Annotated in this window: 20 protein-coding genes; 2 read left to right on the top strand and 18 right to left on the bottom strand. The window is 71.3% G+C overall.

Going from position 1 to position 26,548, the window contains the following annotated elements; genetic code table 11:
* Positions 1–196: 196 nt before the first annotated feature.
* The 4 genes from AC1ROY_RS16605 to AC1ROY_RS16590 all read right to left on the bottom strand — a co-directional run bounded on the left by AC1ROY_RS16605 (position 197) and on the right by AC1ROY_RS16590 (position 8,764).
* Positions 197–1,063, bottom strand: coding sequence for a transglutaminase family protein (locus AC1ROY_RS16605; RefSeq protein WP_493149966.1), 867 nt, complete (start codon positions 1,061–1,063; stop codon positions 197–199).
* Between the two features lie 230 nt (positions 1,064–1,293).
* Positions 1,294–2,709 (bottom strand): MDR family MFS transporter, encoded by a 1,416-nt coding sequence (locus AC1ROY_RS16600; RefSeq protein ID WP_493149965.1) that lies wholly within the window; start codon positions 2,707–2,709, stop codon positions 1,294–1,296.
* A gap of 233 nt (positions 2,710–2,942) precedes the next feature.
* Positions 2,943–5,417 (bottom strand): circularly permuted type 2 ATP-grasp protein, encoded by a 2,475-nt coding sequence (locus AC1ROY_RS16595; RefSeq protein ID WP_493149964.1) that lies wholly within the window; start codon positions 5,415–5,417, stop codon positions 2,943–2,945.
* The gene (locus tag AC1ROY_RS16590; RefSeq protein ID WP_493149963.1) at positions 5,417–8,764 is read right to left on the bottom strand and encodes a transglutaminase family protein; all 3,348 of its coding nucleotides are present in this window, start codon (positions 8,762–8,764) and stop codon (positions 5,417–5,419) included. Before AC1ROY_RS16590 ends, AC1ROY_RS16595 begins: the two co-directional genes overlap by 1 nt.
* Before the next feature lie 186 nt (positions 8,765–8,950).
* Here AC1ROY_RS16590 and AC1ROY_RS16585 point away from each other — a divergent pair, with 186 nt between their 5' ends.
* Entirely contained in the window at positions 8,951–9,952 is a 1,002-nt protein-coding gene (locus AC1ROY_RS16585) for an aminotransferase class V-fold PLP-dependent enzyme (RefSeq protein ID WP_493149962.1), read from the top strand.
* Positions 9,953–10,007: 55 nt separating this feature from the next.
* On the opposite strand, the gene AC1ROY_RS16580 is transcribed toward AC1ROY_RS16585, so the two are convergent.
* The 14 genes from AC1ROY_RS16580 to AC1ROY_RS16515 all read right to left on the bottom strand — a co-directional run bounded on the left by AC1ROY_RS16580 (position 10,008) and on the right by AC1ROY_RS16515 (position 25,204).
* Positions 10,008–10,802: an enoyl-CoA hydratase/isomerase family protein gene (locus tag AC1ROY_RS16580; RefSeq protein ID WP_493149961.1), complete on the bottom strand. Its 795-nt coding sequence runs from the start codon at positions 10,800–10,802 to the stop codon at positions 10,008–10,010.
* A gap of 60 nt (positions 10,803–10,862) precedes the next feature.
* Positions 10,863–12,467, bottom strand: coding sequence for a complex I subunit 5 family protein (locus AC1ROY_RS16575; RefSeq protein ID WP_493149960.1), 1,605 nt, complete (start codon positions 12,465–12,467; stop codon positions 10,863–10,865).
* Positions 12,464–13,915, bottom strand: coding sequence for a complex I subunit 5 family protein (locus AC1ROY_RS16570; RefSeq protein ID WP_493149959.1), 1,452 nt, complete (start codon positions 13,913–13,915; stop codon positions 12,464–12,466). The genes AC1ROY_RS16575 and AC1ROY_RS16570 overlap by 4 nt, the downstream gene beginning before the upstream one ends.
* A complete protein-coding gene (locus AC1ROY_RS16565) occupies positions 13,908–14,207 on the bottom strand; it encodes an NADH-quinone oxidoreductase subunit K (RefSeq protein WP_493149958.1) in 300 nt (99 codons plus the stop codon). Before AC1ROY_RS16565 ends, AC1ROY_RS16570 begins: the two co-directional genes overlap by 8 nt.
* Positions 14,204–15,145 carry a hydrogenase subunit MbhD domain-containing protein gene (locus AC1ROY_RS16560; RefSeq protein ID WP_493149957.1) on the bottom strand — a complete coding sequence of 314 codons (942 nt, stop codon included), beginning with the start codon at positions 15,143–15,145 and terminating at the stop codon, positions 14,204–14,206. Before AC1ROY_RS16560 ends, AC1ROY_RS16565 begins: the two co-directional genes overlap by 4 nt.
* On the bottom strand, positions 15,142–15,429 hold the full coding sequence (locus AC1ROY_RS16555; protein ID WP_493149956.1) for a cation:proton antiporter: 288 nt from the start codon (positions 15,427–15,429) through the stop codon (positions 15,142–15,144). The genes AC1ROY_RS16560 and AC1ROY_RS16555 overlap by 4 nt, the downstream gene beginning before the upstream one ends.
* Positions 15,426–15,686 (bottom strand): MrpF/PhaF family protein, encoded by a 261-nt coding sequence (locus AC1ROY_RS16550; protein WP_493149955.1) that lies wholly within the window; start codon positions 15,684–15,686, stop codon positions 15,426–15,428. The genes AC1ROY_RS16555 and AC1ROY_RS16550 overlap by 4 nt, the downstream gene beginning before the upstream one ends.
* Positions 15,679–16,137 (bottom strand): Na+/H+ antiporter subunit E, encoded by a 459-nt coding sequence (locus AC1ROY_RS16545; protein WP_493149954.1) that lies wholly within the window; start codon positions 16,135–16,137, stop codon positions 15,679–15,681. Before AC1ROY_RS16545 ends, AC1ROY_RS16550 begins: the two co-directional genes overlap by 8 nt.
* 1 nt (position 16,138) lies before the next feature.
* A complete protein-coding gene (locus AC1ROY_RS16540; RefSeq protein ID WP_493149953.1) occupies positions 16,139–19,204 on the bottom strand; it encodes an efflux RND transporter permease subunit in 3,066 nt (1,021 codons plus the stop codon).
* Positions 19,201–20,283, bottom strand: a complete 1,083-nt coding sequence (locus tag AC1ROY_RS16535) for an efflux RND transporter periplasmic adaptor subunit (RefSeq protein ID WP_493149952.1) — start codon at positions 20,281–20,283, stop codon at positions 19,201–19,203. The genes AC1ROY_RS16540 and AC1ROY_RS16535 overlap by 4 nt, the downstream gene beginning before the upstream one ends.
* 104 nt (positions 20,284–20,387) lie before the next feature.
* Complete coding sequence (locus AC1ROY_RS16530; protein WP_493149951.1) at positions 20,388–21,857, bottom strand: alpha/beta hydrolase; 1,470 nt, start codon at positions 21,855–21,857, stop codon at positions 20,388–20,390.
* 20 nt (positions 21,858–21,877) lie between these two features.
* A complete protein-coding gene (locus tag AC1ROY_RS16525) occupies positions 21,878–22,402 on the bottom strand; it encodes a hypothetical protein (protein WP_493149950.1) in 525 nt (174 codons plus the stop codon).
* 51 nt (positions 22,403–22,453) lie between these two features.
* Positions 22,454–23,908 carry a GntP family permease gene (locus tag AC1ROY_RS16520; RefSeq protein WP_493149949.1) on the bottom strand — a complete coding sequence of 485 codons (1,455 nt, stop codon included), beginning with the start codon at positions 23,906–23,908 and terminating at the stop codon, positions 22,454–22,456.
* Between the two features lie 3 nt (positions 23,909–23,911).
* The gene (locus AC1ROY_RS16515) at positions 23,912–25,204 is read right to left on the bottom strand and encodes a patatin-like phospholipase family protein (RefSeq protein WP_493149948.1); all 1,293 of its coding nucleotides are present in this window, start codon (positions 25,202–25,204) and stop codon (positions 23,912–23,914) included.
* Between the two features lie 287 nt (positions 25,205–25,491).
* Between AC1ROY_RS16515 and AC1ROY_RS16510 the strand changes: the two genes are divergently transcribed.
* Positions 25,492–26,490 carry an AI-2E family transporter gene (locus AC1ROY_RS16510; RefSeq protein WP_493149947.1) on the top strand — a complete coding sequence of 333 codons (999 nt, stop codon included), beginning with the start codon at positions 25,492–25,494 and terminating at the stop codon, positions 26,488–26,490.
* The last annotated feature ends 58 nt before the right edge of the window (positions 26,491–26,548 follow it).

Genomic DNA, 26,548 nt, shown 5'->3' with positions numbered 1-26,548 from the left:
CCCGCGACCTATTCATTTCGGAACAGGTATGTTGCGTTGCGGATGAAACGACTTGAGGAGGGCTCTGCCCTCCTCAAACTCCACCCGCCAGGGCTTTATGCCCCGGGACCCCAATACTTAAACTATTGGTTTCCAGAGGCCTTTCGGCCTCTGGTGGGGTGGGTGTGGGAGGGGCAAAAGCCCCGCCCAGGGAACCTCAGGCCACGCGCTCCGTCTCCGGCTCCAGATCCACATTCACCTCCAGCCGATGCGCACCGCCGCCCAGCAGCACGCCCCGCAGCGGCGAGATGTCGGAAAAATCCCGGCCCCAGGCCAGCACCACATGCTCGTCGCGCACCACGATGCCGTTGGTGGGATCGAGCTGCACCCATTCGTCGCCGATCCAGGCCGAGACCCAGGCATGCGACTGGTCCGCCCCGCGCCGCCGCGTCTGGCCCGGCGGCGGCCGCGTCCGCACATAGCCCGAGACATAGCGCGCCGGCAGGCCGAGGCCCCGCAGCCCCGCGAGCATGACCTGCGAGAAGTCCTGGCAGACGCCGCGCCGCATCCGCAGCACCTCGGCGATCGGCGTGGTGATGCTGGTCACGCCCGCCTGGAAGGTGAAGTCGCGGCGCATGCGGGCGTTGAGGTCGAGCAGCCCCTCCAGCACCGGCCGGCCGGGCGGGAAGCTCGCCGCGGCATAGGCGGTGGCGTCGGCGAGGAGCGGGATGTAGAGCGTCGGCAGCAGGAAGTCCGCCGTCTCGGCGCCCGCGGCGGCGGCCGCGACCGCCTCCCAGGGCGGGGTCTGCGCGGCCGGCGGCGGGGCGGGAAAATCCACCTCGACCAGGGATTCCGCCGTCACCTCGAAGGCCGTGTGCGGTGCCACCAGGAAGAGCCGGGTCGCGGCATTGCCGAAATGGTCGTGCGTCTCGGTGTGATGGTCCGGCGCGGGCAGGCAGGTGAGCCGCGCCGAGAGCACGCGCTGCCCGGCCAGGGTGCGCGGCTTCAGGTGCAGCAGGTGGGAGGCGAGGTCCACCGTGCGCGCATAGTCATAGGCCGTCCGATGGCGGAGCCAGTAGATCATGCGTGGGCTGGAAGCGGACGAGTCATCCGCCCATTTTGCCGCATGCAGCGCGGCGCCGCCATGCTTCTCAGCCTAAAGCGGGATGACCGAAGGCGCGGAGGCGCCGGAGGCCTGAATCCTGTGATGGAACAAAAGACTGGATCGTGACGAGTGAGCGGGTGCGAACTCATCAAGCTCCTAATACAACAAGCTAGAGGCTTTGTAGTGAGCCCTTGCGAACGGAAAAGGCTCTAGTCCCGCCCGCGCAGCGGAATCTCCTTCAGCAGCAGGCTGGCGACCAGCGCGAGGGCGGCGATCGCCGCCGCCGCCTCGAACACCCTGGCGAAGGCGGGCTCCGCCGCCGCCCCGCTCGCCCCGGCCGGCAAGGCACCGAGCAGCAGGGAGGAGAGGAAGGCGACCCCGAAGGCACCCCCCATCAGGCGGAAGAACATCATGCAGGAGATGCCGATCCCGCCATCCCGCGCCGGCAGCGCGTTCTGGACGATGATGGTGGTGGGGGAAAAGCAGCAGCCGAAGGCCAGGCCCAGCGCCAGCGTCACCAGCGAGTCCACCAGCAGGGAATGGCCGAGGCCGAACCACGCCACGAAGAGGCACATCGCCGTCGCCACCGACGTGCCGCCCAGCAGCAGGGCGCGGTAGCGCCCGGTCCGGCTGACGGCCTGCCCGGCGGCGAAGCTGCCGCTGACCGTGCCCATGGTCATCGCGATCATCCGCAGGCCCGCTTCCTTGGCGGAGAGACCGGCGACGGTCTGGTAGTGCAGCGGCACCAGGATCACCAGCGACATCATCACCATGGATGCCAGGCCGGTCATGCAGATGGCGGCGGTGAAGATGCGGTTGGCGAAAAGCTGCAGGGGAAGCATGGGCTGCTCCGCCACCCGTTCCCGCGCCACCAGGGCCACCAGGAACACGAGGCCGAGCCCGAAGCAGAGCAGCGCATCCGGCGCCGCCCAGGAGCCGGCACGCTGCACGAAGGTGATGCCGAGCAGCGGCGGGGTGCAGGCGCAGAGGATCAGCGCCGCCCCCAGCCAGTCGATCTTCGGCGTCTTGCCCGGCAGGGGCAGCCGGCGGAGCTGGAACCAGGTGGCGCCGAAGGCCGCGGCGCCAAGCGGCAGGTTCACCCAGAAGATCCAGTGCCAGGAGAGCGTATCGACGAACAGGCCCCCCAGCACCGGCCCGAGGATATTGGCCGTGGCGAAGGTCCCGGAAAGGTAGCCCTGCACCTTGCCCCGCTCCCTGGGCGGCAGGATGTCTCCCACCACGGCCAGAGCCAGGGCACGCATCCCTCCGCCGCCCAGCCCCTGCACCACCCGCGCGGCGATCAAGGCTAGCATGGTCGGCGCCAGCGCGGCCAGGATCGAGCCGAGGACGAAGAAGCTGACGGTCGCCAGCATCACCGGCCTGCGGCCATAGAGATCCGAGAGGCGGCCGTAGATCGGCGTCGTCACCGTAGAGGAGATGAGATAGGCGGAGACCACCCAGGGCATCAGTTCCCACCCGCCAAGATCCGTGGCGATGGCGGAGAGCGCCGTCGCCACGATGGTCTGGTCGAGCGAGGAGAGGAAGAGCGAGAGGATCAGGCCGAGGACGATGCCGCGGACCTCGCGCGGGGTGAAGAGGCTATAGGTGGGGGCAACGTCGGACACTGCCGGAGGCTAGAGCCGTTCTTCCATGAGCGTAATAGCCTCAGAGGCCGTTTGGAAACTCCTGCGGGTCGGCTTCGGGGATCTTTTCCGCGCCGGGTGCGTCATGCCGAAGGCGTGCTGTTCGCACGACGCCGGACGCGGCCGAAGCAACACAGCATCGGCCGCGTCCGGCGCCTTCCGGGCCCGGAAAATCCCTCGCGAATCCTCTGCCGCCGGAGTTTCCAAACGGCCTCTCAGGCCTCGATGACCGCCGCCTCGCCGGTATCCACCCCTACCGCGCGGGCCGCGGGCAGCAGGGCGAAGTAGCGGCGGGCCACGTCGTCCGAGAGCTCGCCGATCGCACCCGCCATCTCCCGCAGTACCGGCGGCAGCAGGCGGGTGGCCTCCACCGCCTGGTCGGGGGCGGCGAGCAGCAGCGCCGTCACCCCCTCGGCCTGGATCAACAGGCGCTCCGCGTCCTGGGCCGGGCCGTCCTCCTCCGCGAAGCCGGCCACCTCGGCCAGGGCGGCGCGGATGGCCTTGAGCTGGAAGGCCAGCCCGCGCGGGTTGGAGGGATCGGCCAGGACGAGGTCCAGCGCCGGCGCCGGCTGGAGGATGGCGAGGTAGCGGCTGCGATAGGTGATGACGCTGTCGCAGAGCTCCAGCACGAGCCGCAGTCCAGCCTCGATGCGGGCGGGCGGCGTGTCCAGCGCCATGGCCACCTCGGAGGCCACGGCCTGGGCCCGCTCCATCCGCCGGCCGAGCTCCAGGAAGAGGCGGGCGCCGCCGCGCACCATGTTCTCGGAGGCGATGCCGGCCACGGCATTGGCGAAGCGCAGCGAGGGCAGCAGCGCGCGGGCGAGGTCGGACAGCTCGGCCGGCGCCTCGTCCAGGGCCTCCTCGGCCGCGCGGAGGGTCTGCTTGAAGGTCGCGTGCATGTCGGCGGTCAGCCGGTCGCGCACGGATTCCACCAGCCCGCCGATGCGGCTCAGCAGCCGCTTCACGGCGGGGCGCGCGGTGCGCTCCAGCGCGCTGGCCAGCGGCGTGAGGCTGCCGGCGCTGGGCCGCGCCTCCTCGTCGATGAGCTGCGCCTCGCACAGGCAGGTGGCGAGGGTGGAGAGCTCCGCCAGCTCGCGCGGCAGCACGGCGCCGCGGCGCAGCCGGGCGATGGCCGCGCGCATCAGCCGGGCCGCGCGGTCCAGCCGCTCCACGTAGCGGCCGAGCCAGAACAGGTTGTCCGCCACGCGGGACGGGATGGCGCCCGGCGTGCGGCTGATGGCGATGGGCGGGCCGCTCTGGGCGGCCGGGCCGATGATGGCCTCGGAGGGATCGGCCGGCACCCAGACATCCTTGCACCAGCCCCCCCCGGGCAACCGCCCCGTGAGCGCGGTCCCGGCCTTGGCGACGCGCGCGATGCCGCCGGGCAGCACATGCCACTGCGTCCCGTCCGAGACGGCGTAGAGGCGCAGCACGAAGGGCGTGGGCGTCAGCACCGAGCCCACCAGCGAGGGCGCGACGGGCAGCAGCGGCAGCGCCGTGGCGGCCAGCCCGGCCGGCGGCGGGTTGAAGGGCCGGGTCGTCACCTCGGAGACCGCCCCCTGCCCGGCCGGACGGAAGCTCCAGGCCGCGTAGCCCTCGGGCAGCGGCGGCACGGGCGCGTCCGGCGGCAGCCAGTGCGTCGGCAGCGAGGGCAGCATGAGCGTCTCGCCCAGCACCCGCGGGCAGAGGGATTCGAGGTAGGCCGCCAGGGCCGGCGCCTCGCCCAGGCCGGCGCCCGGCGCGTTCAGCAGGGTCAGCGCGCCGTGGCGCACCGCATCCAGGATGCCTGGGACGCCGCCGGCGGCATTGGCTTCGGGCTGGTCCAGCGGATCGAGCGTCGCGGCGTCCACGCGCGAGAGGACCACGTCCACCGGCTGCAGCCCGGCCAGCGTCTTCAGGAAGAGCACGCCGCCGCGCATGGTGAGGTCGCCGGTCTCCACCAGCGCGCAGCCCAGCTCGCGCGAGAGCACCACGTGCTCGAACCAGTGCGGGTCCTTGGTACCGGGCGAGAGCAGCGCGATGGCGGGGTCGCGGCGGCCATGCGGCGCGAGGCGGATCAGCGCCTCCTGCCAGAGCTCGAAGAAGGGCGAGGTGCTGCGCGGCTGCGCGGCGCCGAAGGCCTCGGCCATGGCGGAGCTGTGCAGCCGCCGGTTCTCCAGCAGCTGGCCGAGGCCGGAGCAGAGGCTGGTCCGGTCCTGCAGCACGGCCCAGCTGCCGTCGGGCCGGCGCAGCAGGTCGGCGGCGTAGAGGTGCAGCATGGGCCGGTGGGGCAGCCCGGAGCTGCGCCGCGCGGTGCGCAGGAAGGCGGGGCTGCCGAAGATCAGCGGCGCGGGGATGTGGCCGGCGGCCAACAGCTCCTGCGGGCCATAGAGATCGGCGAGGACTGCATCCAACAGTCGCGCGCGCTGGGCCATGCCGGCCGCCAGCGCCTCGAACTCCTCGCCCATGATGGGCAGCGGCACGGGATCGAGCTTCCACAGCTCGCCCGCGGCGCCGGGCAGCAGCGAGGCCACGCCGTCATCGGCCATGGCGCGCGAGAGCCGCTCGCCGCGCTCGGCGAGCGCCGGGCGGCCGAGGCTGCCGATGATGCCCATGAGGGCGCGCCAATGGCCGCGGATGCGGCCGGCGCCGGAGACCATCTCGTCGGGGCCGCCGGCCAGGAGGTCTGCCAGGGCCCCGCGCCCGGCCATCAGCTCGTCGCCTGGCCGGCGAAGGCGCGCAGGTCCAGCGTGCAGGGATGCTCCAGGCTGCGCACGGGCTCGGCGACGACAACAGCGCCGGGCTGGTGGCCGAAGGGCTTGAAGCGCGAGCGGCGGCGCGCCTCGGCCGAGTTCGCGTTCACCGGGAAGCTTTCATAGGCCATGCCGCCGGGGTGGACGACCTCATGGGTGAGGCCGCCGATCGCGCGCCCGGTCCAGCGGTCGTGCACGTCGAGGACGAGCGGACCCTGCCCATGCACCGAGGGATGCAGCGCCGACGGCGGATCCCAGGCCTTGAAGCGGATGCCCGCGACGAACTCGCCGGCGCGGCCCGTGGGCTGCATGGGCACCGCGACGCCGTTGGCCGCAAGGAGGAAGCGCTCCGGCACCCAGTTGCTGACCTTGGCCTGCACGCGCTCGACGCTGCTGTCCACGTAGCGGACGGTGCCGCCAGCGGCCTGCTCCTCGCCCAGCACGTGCCAGGGCTCCAGCGCGTCGCGCAGCTCCAGCTCCATGCCCTCGACGGCGACCTTGCCGATCTGCGGGAAGCGGAACTCCAGGTGCGGCGCGAACCATTCGGCGTCGAGCGGGAAGCCGAACTGCCCCAGCTCCTCCAGCGCGCCGCGAAAATCCTGCTCGGCGTGGTGCGGCAGCATGAAGCGGTCGTGCAGGCTCGTGCCCCAGCGCACCAGCGACTGGCGGTAGGGCGTCTGCCAGAAGGCGGCGAGCGCCGAGCGCATCAGCAGCATCTGCGCGAGGCTCATCTCCGGATGCGGCGGCATCTCGAAGGCGCGGAACTCCACGAGGCCGAGGCGGCCGGTCGAGGAATTCGGGTCGTACATCTTGTCGATGCAGAACTCGGTGCGGTGCGTGTTGCCCGTCATGTCCGCGAGGATGTTTCGGAACAGCCGGTCGGTCATCCAAGGCGGCGGATTGCCGCCCATGCGGTCCAGCTCGAGGAACGCGATGTCCAGTTCGCGCAGCGCATCCATCCGCGCCTCGTCGACGCGCGGGTGCTGGCTGGTCGGGCCGATGAAGAGCCCGCTGAACAGGAAGCTCAGCGAAGGGTGGTTGTGCCAGAAGGAGACGAGGCTGCGCAGCAGGTCCGGCCGGCGGAGGAAGGGGCTGTCCTCGGGCCGGGCCGCGCCCATCACCACATGGTTGCCGCCGCCGGTGCCGACATGCTTGCCGTCCAGCATGAATTTTTCGGTGGCGAGGCCGACCTGGCGCGCCTCCTCGTAGAGCTGCTCGGTGCGCTCCACCATCTCCGGCCAGGAGGTCGCGGGGTGGATGTTCACCTCGATCACGCCCGGGTCGGGCGTGACGGAGAAATGCGGCAGACGCGGGTCGGAGGGCGGCAGGTAGCCCTCGATAAACACCTTCTGGCCCGTCTCCTCCGCGGTCGCCTCGACGGCGGCGACGAGGCCGAGCCAGTCCTCCACGTCGAAGAGCGGCGGGAAGAACACGTGGATCAGCCCGTTGCGCGGCTCGACGCAGAGCGCGGTGCGGACCTGGGCCGGGTCGTCCATGCCGATCTCGGGCGCGGCCTGCGGCGTGGGGCGCTGGTCGGCGGTGAGCTCGCCCTCCAGCCCGGCGGGCAGGCGCAGCGAGGCGCGGAGCTGATCGAGCAGCGGCAGCGCCTTGTCGGTCTCCGGCGAGAAGGGATCGGTGATGGAATCCGCCTCCATCGCCAGCTGCTCCGGATCGATCCAGGGCAGCGAGGAGAGCGGCAGGCGCAGGCCCATCGGCGCGTCGCCGGGGGTGAGGAAGAGCGTGTCGTCCCGGAAGAACCAGCGGCCCGACTGCCAGCGGCGCTCGCCGCCCTGTACCACGCGGCGCAGCGGCAGGACGGAGCCGGCGGATGCGGTCAGCCCGCCGCGGAAGAGGCGGGCGAAGCGGGCGCGCTCCAGCCTGTCAGCGAGCTTGGCGTCCTCGGCGACGACGTTGGCCGGCAGCCGGCTCTCGCGCCAGAGGTAGTAGTGGATGTCCTCATGGGCGGCGCGCAGGAGGTCGGGCGGCACCTGCAGCCGCTCGGCCAGCATCTTCCCGAAGGCCTCGGCCTCGGCGGCGGTGGCGGTGCCCTTGTCGTCGTCCGAGGCGAGCAGCGCGGGGTTGCGCCACACCGGCTCGCCGTCCTTGCGCCAATGCGCCGATAGAGCGAAGCGCGGCAGCGGCTCGCCCGGATACTGCTTGCCCTGCCCCGTATGGATCACCGCGCCCTTGGCCCAGAGCGGCGTCAGCCGCCGCAGCAGCCGCCCCGCATAGGCGCGCTTGGTCGGGCCGAGCGCGTCGGTGTTCCACTCGGCCGCGTCCCGGTCGGTGGCGGCGACGAAGGTGGGCTCGCCGCCCATGGTGAGGCGGATGCCCTGGGCCTGGATGGCCTTATCGACCTTCACGCCGGCGGCCTGGATCGCGGCCCAGACGGCGGGCGTGTAGGGCTTGGTGACGCGCGGGGTCTCGCGCAGGCGGGTCACCGCCATCTCGAAGCCGAACTCGGTCTCGGCCTTCTCGACGAGGCCCGAGATGGGCGCAGCCGATTGCGGCTCCGGCGTCGCGGCCAGCGGGATGTGCCCCTCGCCCGCCATCAGGCCGGAGGTGGCGTCGAGGCCCACCCAGCCGGCTCCGGGCAGATAGACCTCGGCCCAGGCGTGCAGGTCGGTGAAGTCGGCCGTCGGGCCCTCGGGGCCGCCGTCGACGGGCTTCTGGTCGGCGACGAGCTGGATCAGGTAGCCCGAGCAGAAGCGGGCGGCAAAGCCCAGATGGCGCAGCGCCTGCACCAGCAGCCATGCGGAATCGCGGCAGGAGCCACGGCATTCGGTGAGCGTCTTCTCCGGCTCCCAGACGCCGGGCTCCATGCGGACGATGTAGGCGATCTTGCTTTGGACGAGCTGGTTCACCTCGACCAGCATGTCCACCATGCGGCGCTCGGTGCGGGGGATCTCGGCCAGCAGCGCCGTCAGCTTCGGGCCAGGCGTCTCCAGCTTGCGGAAGGGCGCCAGCTCCTGGTCGAGGACCGGGTCGTAGACGAAAGGAAAGTTCTCGGCTTCGGGCTCAAGGAAGAAGTCGAAGGGGTTGATGGTCGCCATGTCGGCGACGAGGTCCACCGTCACGTCGAAATGCGTCACCCTTTCCGGGAAGACGACGCGCGCCTGGAAGTTCCCCTGCGGGTCCTGCTGCCAGTTGATGAAGTGCGGCCTGGGCTCGACCTTCAGCGAATAGGCCAGGATGGGCGTGCGCGCATGCGGCGCCGGCCTGAGCCGGATCGTCTGTGGGCCCAGCGTGACCGCGCGGTCGTAGGTGTAGGTCGTCTTGTGCGTGAGGGCGACGTGGATGGACATGCGCGGCCGATATCCCAGGGGAGAGGATGTTCGGCCTTATAGGCGGGATTCCGCCATGCTGCACCGCCGGGATTGCGCGAATTTCGCAGAGGCGTCCATGCTGGGCGCATGCCAGCGCTCTTCTCCCCTGACGATTTCCACATCACCCCCGGCGTCGCGCATCTTTGCGCAGGCGGGAAGACGCCCGTGCTACGCACGACGGCCGATGCCATCGTGCGCTACCTCGCCGACAAGTCTGACGGGCCGGCCGGCGACATCCGGCAGGAGGAGGAAATCCTCGGACTGCGCCAGCGTCTCGCGGGATCCTGGGGCTGCGATGTCGACGACATCGGGCTGGTCTCCTCGGTGGCCGAGGGCGTCTCGATGCTGGCCGGAAGCCTCGACTGGCGCGAGGGCGACGAGGTCGTGTTGCCCGATATCGAATACCCCTCGCTGGCCGCGCCCTTCGCGCTGCAGCCGGGCGTGACGCTGCGGGTGGCCGAGGGCGTCTCCGGCGTCGCGGCCGCGGTCACGCCGCGCACGCGCGTGATCGCCGTCAGCAGCACGAGCTTCCTCAATGCCGAGCGCGCCGATCTGCCCGTAATGCGCGAGCTCGCCGACCAGGTGGGCGCACTGCTGGTGGTGGACCACACGCAATCGGCGGGCTGGATGCCGGTCGACGCCGGGATCGCCGACTTCGCCTTCGCGGCCAGCTACAAGTGGCTGCTGGGCATCTCCGGCATCGCCGTCGCCTACTGGAACCGGACGCGGCAGCCGGGCTGGGCGCCTGACAGCGCCGGCTGGTACTCCATGGCGAGCCAGGCGCGGCCGGATTGGCGCAACCCGGTCGGTCTCGTGCCCACGGCCATGCGCTTCTGCCGCGGCAACCCGAACCACGCCGGCGTCTACACGCTCAACGCCTCGCTGGACTACCTGGCGGAGCATCCGGGGGTGGAGGCGCATGTGACGGGCCTCGCCGGCGAGCTGCGGCGCCGCTGCCTGGAGGCGCAGCTGCCGATGATGACGCCGGAGTTCCATGGCGCGAGCGTGTGCCTGCCGCATCCGGAGGCCGCCAAGGCCGTGAAGGCGCTGGAGAGCCAGGGCGTGCTGACCTGGAACGGACGCGGGCGCATCCGCGTCAGCTTCCACGGCTACAATGACGAGTTCGATCTGGAGCGGGCCTTCGAGGAACTGCGCGCCCTGTACTGATGCGAGGGGGCGCCGCCCCCTCGACCCCCGCAAGGGCTTTTGGCCCTTGACCCTCTTACCGGCCCTTGAAGACGGGGGCTCGCTTCTCGCGGAAGGCCGCGAGGCCCTCCTTCAGATCCTCGCTCTCCTGGCTGGCCTTGGCCCGCCAGCGCGCGCCCTCGGCGTCAAAGTCCTGCCGCCCGATCTCGTTGAGGCTCCGCTTCACCCCCTGCACGGACAGCGGCGCCAGCGAGGCGATGCGGTCCGCCAGCGCGTCCACCCTGGTATCGAGCTGGTCGGCCGGCACCATCTCGGTCAGGTAGCCGATCGCCAGCATCTCGGGCGCGAGGATCTTCTCGGCCGTCAGGAACAGCTTCTTCGCCGCGTTCAGCCCGAGCCGGCTGGCATAGCGCTGCATCCCCGAGGGGTAGTAGTGGATGCCGATCCGCGCGGCCGGCATGAACATCTCGCAGGCCTCGGTGCCGATGCGGAAGTCGCAGCAGAGCGCGAAATCCGTGGAGCCGCCGTAGACGCCGCCGTTCAGCCGGCAGATCACCGGCACCCGCAGGTTCTCGAGCGCCAGGGCCACCGCCTCGAAGGAGGGCCCCTCGTCCTGCACGGTCACCTCGGCGCCCGGCCGGCTCGCGAGGTCGCCCAGATGGTAGCCGGAGGAGAAGGATTTCCCCGTTCCCGTGAGGACCGCCACGCGGATGTCCGTGTCCGCGTCGATGGTGCGGAAGTGATCCAGCAGCTTCAGCAGGTCCGCCGGCTCGATGCGGTTGTGCACGGCCGGGCGGTTCAGGCGGATGGTGGCGCGCGCGCCCTCGATGGTGAGCAGAGGCGTGGTCGCCTCGGGCTGCATGCCGTCCATGGTGGCTCTCCCTGAATTCGCCGACAGGATACGCGAAATGCCCGCTTAAGAAAGGGAAGGTCAGGCCAGCGCCAGCCCGAAGCCGAGCAGCAGCAGCAGCAGGGCGAGGCCGGCCTGTGGCCAGCAGTTCAGCACGCGCTCCAGCCCATCCGCCGCTGATCCCAGCGGCCCGGCGGCCCGGTGGAAGCCGCGCTCGGCGGGGATGAGGATGTCGCCCTCCGGCACGGCGGGCAGATGGCCGAGCAGCGGGACCAGCACCGCGCCGATCAGCATGGGCCAGAGGGCCTTCCACAGCGCATCCGTGCTCAGGACGTCGGCAAGGTGGCCCACCTGGCCGAAGAGCGCCCAGGGCACCGCCATAGCAGCGGCGGTCATGCCCAGCCACGGCAGCAGCATGCCTCGGCCCGGCCAGGCCCCCTCCTCCTCCATGCCGGCGGCCAGCCGTCGCGCGAAATGCAGCATGAGCAGCGTGGTGCCGGCGGCCGAGACCGCGGAGAGCGTCCCGAGCAGCCCGTCGCCGAGCTGCTCCTTCACCGCGGCCTTGGCCAGCGCGCCGCCGGTCAGCGGGAAGCCGCCGAAGCTCAGAACCAGCAGCAGCACCGGGATCATCACCCAGCCCATCCGGCGCCGCCCGACGGCATAGGCCACGCCGACCGCGAGGAAGCAGGCGCCCTTCGCCAGCACATGGTGCGAGGCGTAGAAGGCCGCATCCATCGGGGCTGCCGCCCCCTGCCCGGCCGCCAGCCCAGCGCCGAGGGCGGCCATCACCACGCCCATCTGGCTCACGCTGGAATAGGCGAGCACGGTCTTGGGATTGGCCTGGGTGACGCCGATCACGACGCCGTAGAAGGCCGTGGCGAAGCCCAGCACCGTCAGCGCCTCGCCCAGGACGGGGACGCCGGCGTCCCAGGGCAGGAAGCGGATCAGCCCGATGATGCCGGCCTTCACGATGGCGCCGCTCAGCACCGCCGAGGCCGGCATGGGCGCCGCCGGATGCGCGACCGGCAGCCAGACATGCAGCGGCACCATGCCCGCCTTCAGCCCGAAGCCCAAGATGAGCAGCGCGATGGTCGCGCCGTGCCAGGGCGAGGCCGGCAGCGCCGCCGTGACATCCGCGATGGCGATACTGTCGCCAGGCGAGGCCACCGCCAGCACCGCGAAGCCGAGGAGGAGAAGAATCTCGCCGAGGACGGCGAGCAGCAGGTAGATCGAGCCCGCCCGCCAGGCGCGCTCGGTACGGTCGTGGATCACGAGGCCGTAGGCGGAAAGGCTCACCATGGCGAAGGCCAGGTAGAAGGTCACGAGGTCGCCGGCCACGAAGACGCCAAGGCTGCCGGCAAGCGTCAGCAGCCACCAGCAGGCGAAGCGCTGCGTGGCTTCCTCGCGGGGGAGGTAAGCGGCGGCATAGGCACCGGCGGCGCTCCAGAGCAGGGCCGCCACGCCGAGCAGCAGCGCCGCGGGGCGGCCGAGCTCCAGGGTGAAGCGCAGCCGGTCGGCGTCAAGCACGGCGGGCGGCGCATCGACGGCGAAGAGCGCGGCCGCGAGGCCGGGCAGCGGCGCCAGCCAGAGCAGCCGCGGCATGAGGCGCCGGACCCCGCCCGAGAGACAGGTGGCCAGCATCAGAAGCGGCACGAGCATGGTCGCGAGGAGGAGGTCCGCGCTCACGGCCGCCCCACCTGCACCAGCCCGAAGGAATAGAGCGGCAGCAGCCCCATCACGACCGAGACCAGCGCCAGAAAGAGGACCACCTTCTCCTGCACGCCGATGCCGGAGGCGGCGACCGGCGTGTCCGTGCTCCCCATCGATGCCGCGAGCACCCGGAAGACATAGCCGCCGGTGAGCAGCCCGCCGCCCAGCATCACCACGGCCCACCACCACTGCCCGGTCTGCAGCGCCGATTGGAGCAGCAGCCATTTCGCGGTGAAGCCGCCGCTCGGCGGGATGCCCATGAGCGAGAGTCCGGCGAGGGCGAAGGCGATCACCGGGATCGGCATGGCCCGCGCGACGCCGCCGAGACCGGCGATGCGGTCATGGCCCAGCGCCTTGGAGACCACGCCCGCGGCCAAAAACATCGAGGCCTTGGCGAAAGCGTGCGAGACCGCCTGCAGCACCCCGCCGAGCCAGGCCCCCGAGCCACCCGCGAGCACCAGGGGGAACATGAAGAAGAGGTAGCCGATCTGCGCGATGGTCGAATAGGCGATCAGCAGCTTCAGCCGCGCCTGCCGCAACGCGACCAGGCTGGCCAGGATGATCGCGGCGGAGCCTAGTCCGGCCAGGATCTGCGTTGCCGCGCCCACGGCCGCCGCCGGCATCACGAAGAGCCAGAGCCGGATCAGCAGGTAGACGGAGCCCTTCACCACCAGCGCCGACAGCACCGCGCTCGCCGCCGCCGGCGCGCCCGCATGGGCCGGTGGCAGCCAGAGGTGCAGCGGGAAGAGCGCGGATTTCGCGATCAGACCCGCCGTCATCAGCGTGGCGGCGAGGATGGTGGGCGTGTCCATCCGGACGGCTCCCCGCAGGAGCCCGATGTCGAGCGTGCCGTAGCTGCCGTAGAGCAGCGCCACGCCCAGCAGGTACAGCACCGAGCCGAGCAGCGCGAACATCAGGTAGCGCAGCGCCGCAGCGAGCACCTCCGCCTTGCCGTCGAGGGCGGCGAGCGGCACGGCTGCGAAGGTCAGCAGCTCCAGCCCGACGAAGAGGTTGAACAGGTCGTTGCTCAGCAGGATGCAGGCCATGGCGGTCCAGAGCGCCAGCAGCAGGCACCAGAACATCAGCTTGCGGCGTGTCTCGCGCTCGCCGGCCAACGTGCCGAATTCGGCGCGCGCAAAGACCGCCGTGGCGCCGAGGACCAGCGCCGTCGTCAGCAGCAGGGCCGCGGAGAGCCCGTCGGCGCACAGCGCGAGGCCGAGCGGCGGCGCCCAGGCGCCAAGATGATAGGTCAGCGGCTCGCCGTCCCGCAGCAGCGCCGCCGAGATGGCCAGCGCAACCATGAGGCCGAGCGGCGGCGTCCACAGCGCCAGCCGCTCCGCCACGCGGGCGCCGCTGGCGAAGGCGAGCGACATCGCCACCGCCGGCAGCATGGCGGCGAGCGGCAGCAGGCTGGCCTCATTCATCCGCGGCGTCCCGGCGCAGGGTCGCCAGTCGCAGCAGCAGCGCGATCGCGAGCGTCGTGGCCGCGAAGGCGACGACGATGCCGGTGATGATGATGGCCTGCGGCACGGGATCGCCGTCGAAGCCACCGCCGGCCCCGCGCCGCGCCACCACGCCGAAAACGAGAAAAACGCCGCCGCCCAGCAGGTTGAAGGCGAGGATGCGCCGCAGCGGCTCGGCGTGGATCAGCACGCCGTAGAGCCCGATGCCGACCAGCGCGGCCGCGGTCAGGCCGAAGATCGCGACCTCGCTCACGGCGCCGCCTCGGGTGGGCCGACCAGCAGCAGGACCAGCGCCACCGCGATGGAGAAGGTCAGCGCCGCCTCCACCACCAGGATCAGCGGCTTGGTGAGGGCGGCCGGATAGGCCAGGAAGCCGTCCGCCACGAAGCTGCCGAGCAGCCCGATCGCGACGAAGACGATTGGCCCCGTGATCACCCAGATCCGCAGCGTCCGAGAGGTCACTGCCGGCGAGCGGACGAGGCCGGCCATCCAGGCCAGCACCCACATGGCGGCCAGCACCGTCCCGCCCTGGAAGGCGCCGCCGGGCGCGTCGGCGCCGGTCCAGACGATGTGCACGCCGATGACCACACCGATCGGCGGGACGATCCGCGCCATGAGCCGCAGCGCCGGGTCGTGCCGCAGCGGCTGGACGGGGCCGGGGATGCCGCCCCAGGCGCCGTCGCCGGCCACCGACCAGACGCCGATCACAGCCAGCACCAGCACCACCGCCTCCAGCAGCGTGTCCAGCGCGCGCCAGGCCAGCAGCACGCCGGAGACCGGATTGCCGAGCTCCGTCGCGGCGAGGTTCGCGGCGGCGAGCGGGGCGAGGCTCGGCGCCGGGGTCGGCAGGCTCAGGATGGCCCAGCCCAGCGCCCCCGCGAGCAGCGCGCAGAGCAGGCCGGTCGCGATCCGCAGGGCCGGGATCGGCACGTCCCTGGCCTCCGCCATCGCCCGTGCGCCCAGCCGGGCCGAGGCGCCGAGCAGCAGCACGCCCCCTGCCCCCGCGCCGACGGCCGCCTCGGTCAGCGCCACGTCCACCGTGCCGAGCCGGACCCAGGCCAGCGACAGCAGCAGGCCGAAGCCGATGAAGCCGATGACCGCATCGAAGGCCCGCCGCGCCGCGATCGTCCAGAGCGCCGCTCCCACCGCCGAGAAGGCCAGCGCGAGGTCGATCAGCAGGAGCGCGCTCATGGCTGCTCCCGGCGCGCGACGCGGGCGATCATCTGGCCAACCGTGCCGCCGGCGAGCATCACCAGCGCCCATATCAGCAGCAGCTTCAGTGCGCCCAGGATACTCCCCGCCTGCGGCATCAGCCCGAGCGCGATGAGGCCGAGGCCGAGCCCGTCGGCCTTGGTCAGCGCGTGCAGCCGGCTCAGCGGGTCGGGGAAGCGCAGCAGGCCGAGCGTGCCGGCCGCCAGGAAGAAGAGCCCGGCCAGCACGGCGACCACCGTGAAGGCATCGCCCAGGACGCTCATCGATCGCCGCCCGGCGCGTGCAGCGCGAAGGCCACCGAGGCGAAGGCCGCCAGAACGGAGAGCGAGAGCGCAGCATCCACGATCGCGCTGTTGCCCATGCCGGCGGCCAGCAGCAGCAGCGCCGCGATCCCGCCGCTGCCCAGGAGCTGGGCCGCCATCATGCGGTCGGCATCGGTGGGGCCGCGCAGCACGCGCCAGAGCCCGACGGCGACCGTCAGCATCACGCAGCCGGACATGAGCAGGAGAAACTCAGCCACCGATGGCCCGCGCGAAGCGCGCCTCCTCCGCCGCCATCACCGTGGCGATCGGCTGCGTGGCGTCGAGCGCGTGGACCAGCACGGCGCCCGCCTCGTCCTCGCCGGCCGACAGCGTGCCGGGCTGCAGGCTCGACCAGGTGAGGAAGGCGTCGCGCTGCGGCGACGGCGCGGTCGCCGGCGCATAGGGCACGAGCCCGGGCTTCAGCCGCAGGTCGAAGGCCCGCCAGGCGACCTCGGTTCCGGCCCGCAAGGCCTGCAGCGGGAAGCGCAGCAGCAGGAGGGCGAGTGCGGCGGGATGCAGCCGGAACATCCCCACCGGCAGCAGGCGGAGGCTGAACCAGGTCGCGATGGCCGCCGTCGCGATCCCGACCAGCAGGCCCGGGAGGTCCGCGCCCCCGATCACGACCCAGACCGCCAGCAGCCCCGCGAATCTCAGCAGAGCCGCGGCCATCTCAGTCGCCCCCGACCGCCGGCTGCGGCTCGCGCGCCCGGAACCAGGCGACGTAGAGCGTCGGCAGGAAGACCAGCGTCAGCAGGGTCGCGACGAGAAGGCCGCCCATGATGGCGAAGGCCATCGGCCCCCAGAACACCGTGGGCGCGATGGGGATCATGCCCAGCACGGTCGAGATCGCCGTCAGCATCATCGGCCGGAAGCGCGAGGTGCTGGCGGCGACGACCGCATCCCAGATGGGCATCCCCTCGGCGCGGTCGGATTCGATCTGCACGATCAGGATCACCGCGTTCTTCGCGATCATGCCGAGCAGCGCGAGGATGCCGAGGATCGCCACGAAGCCCAGCGGCTGGCGGAAAGCCAGCAGCGCCGCGACCACGCCGATCATGCCCAGCGGCAGCACCGCCACCACCATCGCGAGCCGCTGGAAGCTCTGGAGCTGGAACATCAGCGCCGTCAGCATCAGCACGATCATGAGCGGCACCACGGCGGCGACCGAGGCGCTGGATTCCGCGCTCTCCTCGGCGATGCCGCCGGTGTCCACGCGGTAGCCGGCCGGCAGCGTGGCGTTGAGCTCGGCGATGCGGGGCGCGATCTCGTTCACCACCGTCTCCGGCAGCACGCCGAGGCGCACGTCCGCCAGCACGGTCAGCGTCGGCACGCGGTCGCGCCGCCAGACCAGCGGGTATTCTTGCTCGTACTCGAAGGTCACGAACTGGCTGAGCGGCACCGAGCGCCCGCCCGGCAGCGCCACCTGCATGGAGCGCAGGTTGGAGAGCGACAGCCGCTCCTCCGCCGTGGCCCGCGCCACCACGTTGATGAGGTAGATGTCGTCGCGCAGCTGGGTCACCACCTGCCCGGTCACCGCCGCGTTCAGCGCCGCCGAGACCTGGGCCGAGCTGAGGCCGAGGATGCGCGCCTGGTCCTGGTCCACCCGCACGCGCAACTGGCGCGAGGGCTCCATCCAGTCGAAGTTCACGTGCCGCGCGCCGCTGCTCGTCGAGACCACCTGCGCCACACGTAGCGCGATCTCGCGCACCTGCTCGAGGTCGGCGCCGGTCACGCGGTACTGGATGGGCCAGCCGACGGGCGGGCCGAGCTCCAGCGGCGAGACGCGGGCGACGAGGTTGGGGAATTCCTCGGCGAGCTTGTGCTCGAGCCGGTCGCGCAGGCGGTCGCGGCCGGGAAGATCCTTCGCCACGACGACGATCTGGGAGAAGAAGGGGTTCGGCAGCTGCACGTTCAGCGGCAGGTAGAAGCGGATCGCGCCGCGGCCGACATAGGTGCTCCAGCGCTCGACGTCCGGATCGTCCTTCAGCACGGCGTCCAGCCGCGCCGAGACGTCGGAGCTCGCGAAGATGGAGGCGTTCTGCGGCAGGGTCAGGTCCACCACCAGCTCGGTGCGGTCCGAGGCGGGGAAGAACTGCTGCGGCACGAAGCGGATCGCGAAGACGGCGAGGAGGAAGACGAGGAAGGTCAGCGGGATCGTGACGATCTTGCGGCGCATCGCGCCCAGCAGGAGGCCCGTGTAGAGCCGCATCATCAGGCCGACCTTCTCGGGCTTGCCGAAGACCTTGGGCTTCGGCGCCTTGAGGATCGCCAGACCGATCAGCGGCGCGAAGAGAACGGCCACGAACCAGGACACGATCAGCGCGATGCCCACCACGGCGAAGATGGAGAAGGTGTATTCGCCGGCCGAGCTCGCCGCGAAGCCGATGGGCACGAAGCCCGCGATGGTCACCAGCGTGCCAGTCAGCATGGGCGCGGCCAGGGTGCGGTAGGCGAAGGTCGCCGCCTGCTCCTTCGTGTCGCCCATGCCGAGGCGGCGGATCATGGCGTCCACCGTGGTCATCGCGTCGTCCACCAGCAGGGTCAGCGCGATGATGAGCGCGCCCAGCGAGATGCGCTGGAGGTCGATCCCCGCCAGCGACATCAGCGGGAAGACGATGGCCAGGGTCAGCGGGATGGACAGCGCCACCACCGAGCCCGGCCGCACGCCGAGGCTCACGAAGCTCGCGATCACGATGATCAGGATCGCCTGCCACAGGCTGTCGGTGAACTCGTTGATGGCGGTATCGACGGTCACCGCCTGGTCCGCGACGAGGTGCGGCTCGATGCCGATCGGCAGGTCGGCCGTGATGCGCCGCATGGCCGCGGTGATGTTGCGCCCCAGCGCCAGGATGTCGCCGGACTCCCGCATGGCCACGGCCACGCCGATCGCGGGCTGGCCATTCACGCGGAACATGGGCTGCGGCGGGTCGGAATAGGCGCGGTGCACCTCGGCGATGTCGCCGAGCCGGATGATCCGGTCGCCGGCGACGAAATTCACGGCGAGGATGTCGGCCTCGTTCTCGAAGGCGCCGGAAACGCGGATGGTCAGCCGCTCGTCGCCCGTCTGCACCACGCCCGCGGGGCGCACGACGTTCTGCGCCTGGAGCGCTGATATCAGCGCCTGGAAGTTCAGGCCGAGGCCGGCCAGCCGCTCGGTGGAGAATTCGATGAAGACCTGCTCGTCCTGCGCGCCGAGGATTTCCACCTTCGAGACGTCAGGCACCAGCAGCAGGCGGGAGCGCACGGCCTCCACCTGGTCGCGCAGTTCGCGATGGGTGAAGCCGTCGGCCGTGAAGCCGTAGATGATGCCGAAGGTGTCGCCGAAATCGTCGTTGAAGCCCGGGCCGATCACGCCCTGCGGCAGCTGGGCGCGCATGTCGCCCACGCGCTTGCGCACCTCGTACCACATGTCCGGCACGATGGAGGCGGGCGTGGAGCCCTTGAGGTCCACGAAGATCGTGGTGACGCCGGCGCTGGTGTAGCTGCGCAGGCTGTCGATGTTGGGCGTCTCCTGGAGCGTGCGCTCCAGCCGCTCCGTCACCTGCTGCAGCGTCTCCTCCAGCGTCGCCCCTGGCCAGGCGGCCTGGACGATCATGGTGCGGAAGGTGAAGGCGGGATCCTCGTTGCGGCCCAGCTTCATGAAGACCATGACGCCCGCGATGACCGCGACCAGCATGAAATAGACCATCAGCGACTTTCGGCCGATGGACCATTCGGAGAGGTTCGGCCCGATCACGACGCGGCGCCGAGCAGCCGGACCTTTTGCCCCGGGCGCAAAGCCTGCACGCCCGCGGTGACCACGATGTCGCCGACCGCGAGGCCGGAGGCGATCACCACGCCCGCCGGATCGAAGCGCGCGACCTCGACCTGGCGCAGCGAGACCGTCTGCGCGGCGGGATCGACCACCCAGACCGCCGGGTTGCCCTGGATGCGCGTCAGCGCGCTGGCCGGGATCTCATAGCCGTCGCCGCCGCCGATGCGCATGCGCCCCGTCACGGTCGAGCCAAGCCGCAGCCCCGCCGGCGGATCAGACAGGCCCACCCGCACGTTGAAGGTGCCGGTGACGGGGTCGGCGCGCGGCGAGACCTCGCGCACGCGGCCCGCGGCGCGGATGGTGGGATCGGTCGTCAGGAAGACCTCGATGACCGGGTTCTCCGGCGCGCGGTCCTTCACCGAGGCCGGCACGCCGAAGACGGCGTCGCGGCCGCCATCCTGGGCGATCTGCAGGATCATGCGGCCGGGCTGCACGACCTCGCCCGGCTCGGCGCCGCGCGCCGTCACGGTCCCGTTGGAATCGGCGACGAGATCCGTGTAGCCGAGCCGGTTCTCGGCGATGTTCACCTGCGCCTGGGCGGAATCCGCGGCCGAGGTCGCGGACTGGAGCTGCTGCGTCGCCTCGTCGTAGCGGACGCGGGTCGCGAAGCCGCTGGCCAGAAGCTGGCGCTGGCGGGAGTAGTTGTTGCGCGTCTCGACCACGCGCGCATTGGCAGCGGCGAGCGCAGCCCGGGCGGCGCGCAGGTTGCTTTCCTCGTTGTCGCGGTTGAGGCGGGCCACCACCTGGCCGGCCGTCACGCGGTCGCCGACATTCACCGAGCGTTCGATCATGCGGCCGTCGATCCGGAAGGCGAGGTTCACGTCGGTCTCGGCCTGGATGGTGCCGGTGAGCGAGACGACCTCGCCCCCTGCCCGCCCCTCGACCGTCATGACGCGGACGGGCCGGATATCCGGCGCCGCGGCGGGCGTGCCGTCGTCGCAGGCGGCGAGGCCCGCGAGGAGCAGCAATCCGAGCGTCCGGACACGTGCGGCTGACAGCATGGGCCTCCCCCGAGGATCTTTCCTCCTGTCCTGGTTAGCGCCTGGGTCACGCCGTGGGACTGGCACGGCATCCCAAGCCTGCGCCTGGCGTCCCAAACTCCTGATCATCGGACTACCGCGTCCCGCGGAGGGATCACCTCGCCGATGCGGGCGATGAGATAGTCGTAGAAGGGGTTCCAGGAGATGCGGATCAGCGAATCCAGCGCCAGGATCAGCACGCCCACCTCACCGCGCGCTGCCATGGCGCCGAGGCTCACGCCGAACTCCGGCTCGGGCCCGGGCTGGTTGCCGTAGAGGGAGTCGCTCGGCGGAAACGGCAGCGCCACATGCGAGAGCGAATAGACGTCGCGCGGGTAGAGCAGGCCAAGGCGCCGCGATTCCTCCTCCGTGGCGCCGGCCGCGACGGTGCGCTCCACCATCTCCGCCTCGTCCTCGCTGGCGTTGGTGACGAAGGTGAGGCGCCAGTTGCGCGGCGCCGGCGGCACCATGCGCGCCAGCACCGCGTCGAAGGCCGGGCGCAGCAGCGGGCCGAGCTTGGTGTTGCGGTTGCGGTCGAAGAGCACGAGCTCGCTGCCGTTCGCCGGTAGGAACTCGTACAGCGCCGAGATCACCGCCCGCGTGCTGACGGTGAAGTCCATCACCGACTGGAAAGTGAGGATGGGCGGCAGCCCCTCCAGCCGCCCGGCGCGGGAGAGCGTGCGGATCTGCTGCTGCAGCGCCTGGGTCAGCCGGTGCGACTGGCGCGCGCCGTTCACCGGAAAGGAGTTGTACTTGAAGGGGTTGAACTCGGGGATGCGGCTCAGCCAGGCCGCCTTGGCGAAGGACGGCAGGATGGCGGGCAGCCCCGCCAACCCGGCGAAGCGCGCGAAGGCGGTGATGCCGATCATGGGCGAGATCAGGACCAGCCGGTCGGGCCGCACGACGCGCGGATCCTCGATCGCGTCCAGCGCCTGCTTCATCGCCAGCGCGCCGCCATTGGAGAAGCCGACCATGTGGATCGGCGCGTTCGGCCCGACCCGGCGCCGGGCCTCGCGCATGGCGAGCCGCGTGGCGGCGGCCCAGTCCTCCCAGACGGTGTCGGTCAGTGCGGAGGGGACCGTGCCATGCGCCGGCACTCGGATGCCGATGGCCACGAAGCCGTCGTCGCGGTAGCGGCCGGCGATGTGGCGCAGGCTGTAGGGCGCGTCGGTCAGGCCATGGAGCAGGACCACGGCGCCGCGTGGTTGGCCATCCGGCTCCAGGACGTAGGAACGGTTCCAGTCCTGGGTGAAATGGCCGGGATAGATGGGACTGCCGGCGAAGTAGCGGTTGTCCGGCGTCTGGCGCTCGGGCTCCAGATGGTCGGTGACCTCGCGGCGCACCTGCTGGAAGGTGCGCTCCTCCGCCGCGAGGTAGCCGGCCCAGTCGAGCTGGTCGATGCGCTCGGCGTGCAGGTCCTCGGGCACGAAGCTGTGCCAGAGCTCGAGCGGCGGGCCGCGTTGGCTGTCCACCGCGCGGATGACAAGAAAGGCGCAGAAGGCGCCGACGGCGAGCAGCGACAGCCGCCTCGTCCACTTCAGAGTCCAGCGCCCCATTACCTTCCCCGATGCTCCCCTCAACCGCGGCTGTCGCGCGCGGCCTGCGCGTCACGGCCCGCCTGCGACACGCTGCCGACGCGGCCGCCGCTCACGATGCCACGCCGGCGCCTGCTGGGAAGCGCCCGCATGCCGCCGCGCGCGGTCGCGCCCGCCTCGGGATGGTGGATGGCCGTCTGTCCGCGCCGTGCCAGGGCCTCGCGCAGGGCCGCGGTGGCGCGGGCCCGCTTCTCCTCCGCACGGAGCAGCCCGAGCCGGGCGTTCACGCGCTTCAGCCCGCGGGCGAAGACCTGCTTCTTCTCGGCCATCGAGCGCTCGCCGGCGCTTTCCGTGGCGCTGCCGCGCGGCTCGGCCTTGCCGCGATGGATGCGGCGCCGGTCGCGCAGCGTGTCCCTGATACGTCCGTGCTGCGAGCGCAGCCAGCGGGCAAGGCCGACCAGCTCCTCGCGCTCCAGCCCCTCCAGCTCGGGGTAGTGGCTGCGGATCACCTGGCCGATCTCGTCCTCCGCCAGCAGGCGGCGCTCGGCCGCGAATGGGACACCCATGACGTTCTTCCTTCCTTCCCGATCGGCGGCGAGGGTTCAACCCTCGTCCGCCTAGAACGACCCCACCAGGCTTCCCAGCAGGATCACGACGGCGAGCGCGATGAGCGCGCCGACGATGCAGGCCATCACGATGTCGATGTAGCTCTGCCTGTGCGTCGTCCCGCAGACGGCCAGCAGCGTCACGACGGCGCCGTTGTGCGGCAGGCTGTCCAGCGTGCCCGCGCCGATCACGGCGACCCGGTGAAGCAGGCCGGGATCGATCCCCTGGTCCGCCGCGATCTGCATGTAGGTCGGCCCCAGCGCGTCCAGCGCGATGGTGAGCCCGCCCGAGGCCGAGCCGGTCAGCGCCGCCAGCACATTGGTCGCGACGGCCAGCGAGACCAGCGGCCCGCCGCCGATGCCGAGCACCCAGGCCCGCACCAGCTCGAAGGCCGGCATGGCCGCGACCACCGCGCCGAAGCCGACCAGGCTCGCCACCGCGAAGATCGGCAGGACGGCGGCATTGGCGCCGGCGTCCATGGTGGCGCGCATCGAGGGCAGCCGGTGGGCGCTGCAGGCCAGGATCACCAGGATCGCCGCCGCCAGCGCCACCGCCACCGACCAGACGCCGGCCACCGCGGCGAGCGTCGTGCCGCCCCAGCGCGGCTCGGCGAGGAAGGCGGCATCGAAGCGCGGCAGGACGAAGAAGGACATCAGCAGGTTCACGAAGACCACCACGACCAGCGGCAGCGCCGCGATCCAGATGGGGGGCTCGCCCGGCGCGTCCTCGCTGCTGTGGACCTCGGACGGATCGAAGGCGCCCGAGACGGAGGCGCGCTCGCGCAGGATGGGGTCGTCGGCCGCCGCATCCACGGCCACGGGAGTGGGGTCGCCGAAGCCCTCGCCCGCTGCGCGCGCCTTCGCCTCGGCCCGCTGCAGCCACCAGAGCCCGAAGCCCAGCATGATCGCCGAGGCCAGGAGGCCGAGGCCCGGCGCCGCGAAGGGCGTGGTGCCGAAGAAGGGCATGGGGATGGCGTTCTGGATCGCCGGCGTCCCCGGCAAAGCCGACATGGTGAAGGTGGAGGTGCCCAGCGCGATCGTCGCCGGCATCAGCCGCCGCGGTACGCCGGCCGTCTGGAACAGCGCCTGGGCCATCGGCGTCAGCACGAAGATCGCGACGAAGAGGCTGACACCGCCATAGGTGACGGCCGCACCCGCCAGCACGACGGCCAACACGGCCCGCCGCACGCCGAGCTTGTCGGTCATCCAGCGCGCAATGGCGGAGACCGCGCCGCTGTCCTCCATCAGCTTGCCGAAGAGCGCGCCGAGCAGGAACAGGGGAAAGAACTGCGCGATGAAGCCCGAGGCGCTGCCCATGAAGGTCTGCGTCCAGTGAGCCAGCAGCGGCTCACCCGCGAAGCAGGCGGCGATGAGGGCCGCGATCGGCGCCAGCAGCAGCACGCTCCAGCCCCGGAAGGCCAGGAAGACGAGCAGCGCCAGGCCGGCCAGGATTCCGAGCAGGCCCACGGCTCAATGGCCCTGCAACAGGCGGTCGATGTCGGCCGAGGAGCGCGTGCCCAGGTTCTCGCCCTTCTCCAGCAGGAAGGCCTCGGCGGCCCGCCGTCCCTCGTCGCGCAGCATGGTCAGGAACGGCCATTCCGCGTTGAGCTTCGAGGAGGAGCCGAGGCCCGTGACCAGATCGCTGTTGATCAGATGCAGGCGCATCTCCGCCCAATGCGCCGCGTCGGCCAACTTGTGGACTTCCACCGCCACCCTCGCCGCCCGGCGCAGCAGCGCCATCATCTCCAGCTCCTTCAGCAGCACCGCGTTGAAGGAGACCTCGTTCAAGCGGTTGAGGATGTCGCGCGCGGAGCGCGGGATGCCCGGCCGCTCGACCGGGTTGATGCCGATCAGGATGGTGTCGTCGGAGACGCATTCGTTGATCAGCGGCGTCATGGTCGGGTTGCCGCCGAAGCCGCCGTCCCAATAGCCGTCGCCGTCGATCTCCACCGCCTGGAACATCTGCGGCAGGCAGGCCGAGGCCATCAGGACCTTGGGCGTGATCTCCGCATTGCGGAACACCCGGCCGCGGCCGGTGCGCACATTGGTCGCGGTGATGAAGAGCTTGATGGGCGCGCGCGACAGTCGGTCGAAATCGATGTGGGCGGCGAGGATGTCCTCGAGCGGGTTCTTGGAGCCGAAGGGCATGTCGTAGGGCGAGAAGAGCCGCGAGATGATGTCCATCGCCACATAGGCGGGCGAATTGTCGAGCGTCCAGCGGTTGAGCAGGACGTCCATCGGCCCGCGCTTGAGCGGCGACATGGCCGCCGAGTCGGAGACCGCGCGCCAGAATTTGGCGAGCGCCGCGCGGGCGCCGGCAGGGCCTCCGGCGGCGAAGCCGTCGGCCATCACGGCGGCGTTCATGGCGCCGGCCGAGGTGCCGGAAACCGCCTCGATGGTCAGCCATTCCTCTTCCAGCAGCCGGTCCAGCACGCCCCAGGTGAAGGCGCCATGCGAGCCGCCGCCCTGCAGCGCGAAATCGACGAGGAGCGGCTTGCGGCCCTCGGGGACAGCCTCGGGGACCTCTGCCGAAGCAGCAGTGACGGGTTCGGGAGCGGGAAGCGCCGGCGCGCCGACGGCTTCCGGTGCGGGTGTCACGGCCACGACGGGTGGCGCAGCCACGGTGGGCGGCGCGGCTTCGGCCGCCTCGGCCTTGGCGGGACGCGGCCCGCGCGCCGCTCGGGCCTTGGGCTCGGCGACAGGCGGCGTATCGGCTGCCGGTTTGGTGGTGTCGGATTTGATGGTGATTCTGCTTCTCGCCACGGTGCCGCCACTCCTTTGGGGGAACGACGGAGCGCGAATCGAAGGCACATGGCCGCGACGGAGCCCATGGGATCCGGCGACCTGGCCCCGATCCTTGACCCGCCCATCCCCAAGCCTCTCACTGATCCTAGCGCCTCGGCAGCCCCCGCGTGACCGGCAATCCGTCCCAGGGTTGCGCCTCCCGTCCCAAATCCTGGGCATGGCGCCCTTACCGCCGCGGCTCATGTTGCCCGGCAGGGAGATGGATGCGAGCTTCCGCCCGCCGGACGGGTAGGACACGCCTTCGCATGATGATCGGTCTCTGCGCGGCCATCCTGTTGGCGGCGGCCCTGCACCTCGCGCAATCCATCTTCGCGCCCGTGGCCTTCGCGATCTTCCTCATCGCGCTGGTCTGGCCGGTGCAGCGGCGGCTGGCGCGTTTCGTGCCGTCGGGTCTCGCCATGCTGGCGGCGATGCTGGTGGCCCTGGTGACCGTGATGACACTGGCGCTGCTCATCGCCTGGGCCTTCGGGGGCGTGGGGCAGTGGGTCATCACCAACTCGGCGCAGATCCAGCTGCTCTACGCCCGCAAGATCGCCTGGCTCGAGGAGCAGGGCATCGCCGTCGCGGGGCTGCTCTCGGACGGGCTCAGCTCACGCTGGCTCATCTTGATCGCCCAGGAGGTGACGGGGCGGCTGCAGGGCATCCTCGCCTTCTCGGTGGTGACCGTCGTCTTCCTGGTGCTGGGGCTGCTGGAGGTGACGGCGGTGGACCGCCAGCTCGCGCGCATCCCCGGCGACGTCGCGCCGCGGCTGCGGCTGGCGGCGATCGAGACGGGCCAGAAGTTCCGCAGCTACATGGCCGTACGCACGCTGATCAGCGTGGTGGTGGGCCTGGCCGTCTGGGGCTTCGCGCGGCTGATGGGGCTCGACCTCGCGGCGGAATGGGGCGTGATCGCCTTCGTGCTGAACTACATCCCCTTCCTGGGGCCGCTGGTCGCGACGCTCTTCCCGACGATCTTCGCCATCCTGCAGTTCGAATCCTGGGAGACGGCTGTCGTGGTGTTCCTCTGCCTGAACGTCATCCAGTCGGTCTCGGGCAGCTACATCGAGCCGCTGCTGGCGGGGAAGCGGCTGGCGGTCTCGCCCTTCATGGTGCTGCTGTCGGTGTTCTTCGGCGCCTTCCTCTGGGGCGTGCCGGGCGCCTTCATCGGCGTGCCGGTGCTGATCGCGGCGCTGACGGTCTGCCGGCAGTTCGAGGGCAGCCGCTGGGTGGCGGCGCTGCTGTCGGGGCAGGACGGAACCTAAAGTCATAGGGTCCAGGGACTTGTAGTCCCTGGTAGGGGAGCGCGAGGGGGCGAAGCCC

It is taken from the genome of Roseococcus sp. GW821-FHT12F05 (assembly GCF_058806835.1).
Note: the sequence above shows the minus strand (reverse complement) of the source record. Positions and strands in the feature narration are given on the sequence as shown.

Bases quoted from the DNA above. Each gene is read 5' to 3' on its own strand.
- AC1ROY_RS16605 (WP_493149966.1), bottom strand. From the start codon at position 1,063: ATGATCTACTGGCTCCGCCATCGGACGGCCTATGACTATGCGCGCACG.
- AC1ROY_RS16595 (WP_493149964.1), bottom strand. From the start codon at position 5,417: ATGGCCGGGCGCGGGGCCCTGGCAGACCTCCTGGCCGGCGGCCCCGAC.
- AC1ROY_RS16590 (WP_493149963.1), bottom strand. From the start codon at position 8,764: ATGTCCATCCACGTCGCCCTCACGCACAAGACGACCTACACCTACGAC.
- AC1ROY_RS16580 (WP_493149961.1), bottom strand. From the start codon at position 10,802: ATGGACGGCATGCAGCCCGAGGCGACCACGCCTCTGCTCACCATCGAG.
- AC1ROY_RS16570 (WP_493149959.1), bottom strand. From the start codon at position 13,915: ATGAATGAGGCCAGCCTGCTGCCGCTCGCCGCCATGCTGCCGGCGGTG.
- AC1ROY_RS16560 (WP_493149957.1), bottom strand. From the start codon at position 15,145: ATGAGCGCGCTCCTGCTGATCGACCTCGCGCTGGCCTTCTCGGCGGTG.
- AC1ROY_RS16555 (WP_493149956.1), bottom strand. From the start codon at position 15,429: ATGAGCGTCCTGGGCGATGCCTTCACGGTGGTCGCCGTGCTGGCCGGG.
- AC1ROY_RS16545 (WP_493149954.1), bottom strand. From the start codon at position 16,137: ATGGCCGCGGCTCTGCTGAGATTCGCGGGGCTGCTGGCGGTCTGGGTC.
- AC1ROY_RS16535 (WP_493149952.1), bottom strand. From the start codon at position 20,283: ATGCTGTCAGCCGCACGTGTCCGGACGCTCGGATTGCTGCTCCTCGCG.
- AC1ROY_RS16530 (WP_493149951.1), bottom strand. From the start codon at position 21,857: ATGGGGCGCTGGACTCTGAAGTGGACGAGGCGGCTGTCGCTGCTCGCC.
- AC1ROY_RS16525 (WP_493149950.1), bottom strand. From the start codon at position 22,402: ATGGGTGTCCCATTCGCGGCCGAGCGCCGCCTGCTGGCGGAGGACGAG.
- AC1ROY_RS16510 (WP_493149947.1), top strand. From the start codon at position 25,492: ATGATGATCGGTCTCTGCGCGGCCATCCTGTTGGCGGCGGCCCTGCAC.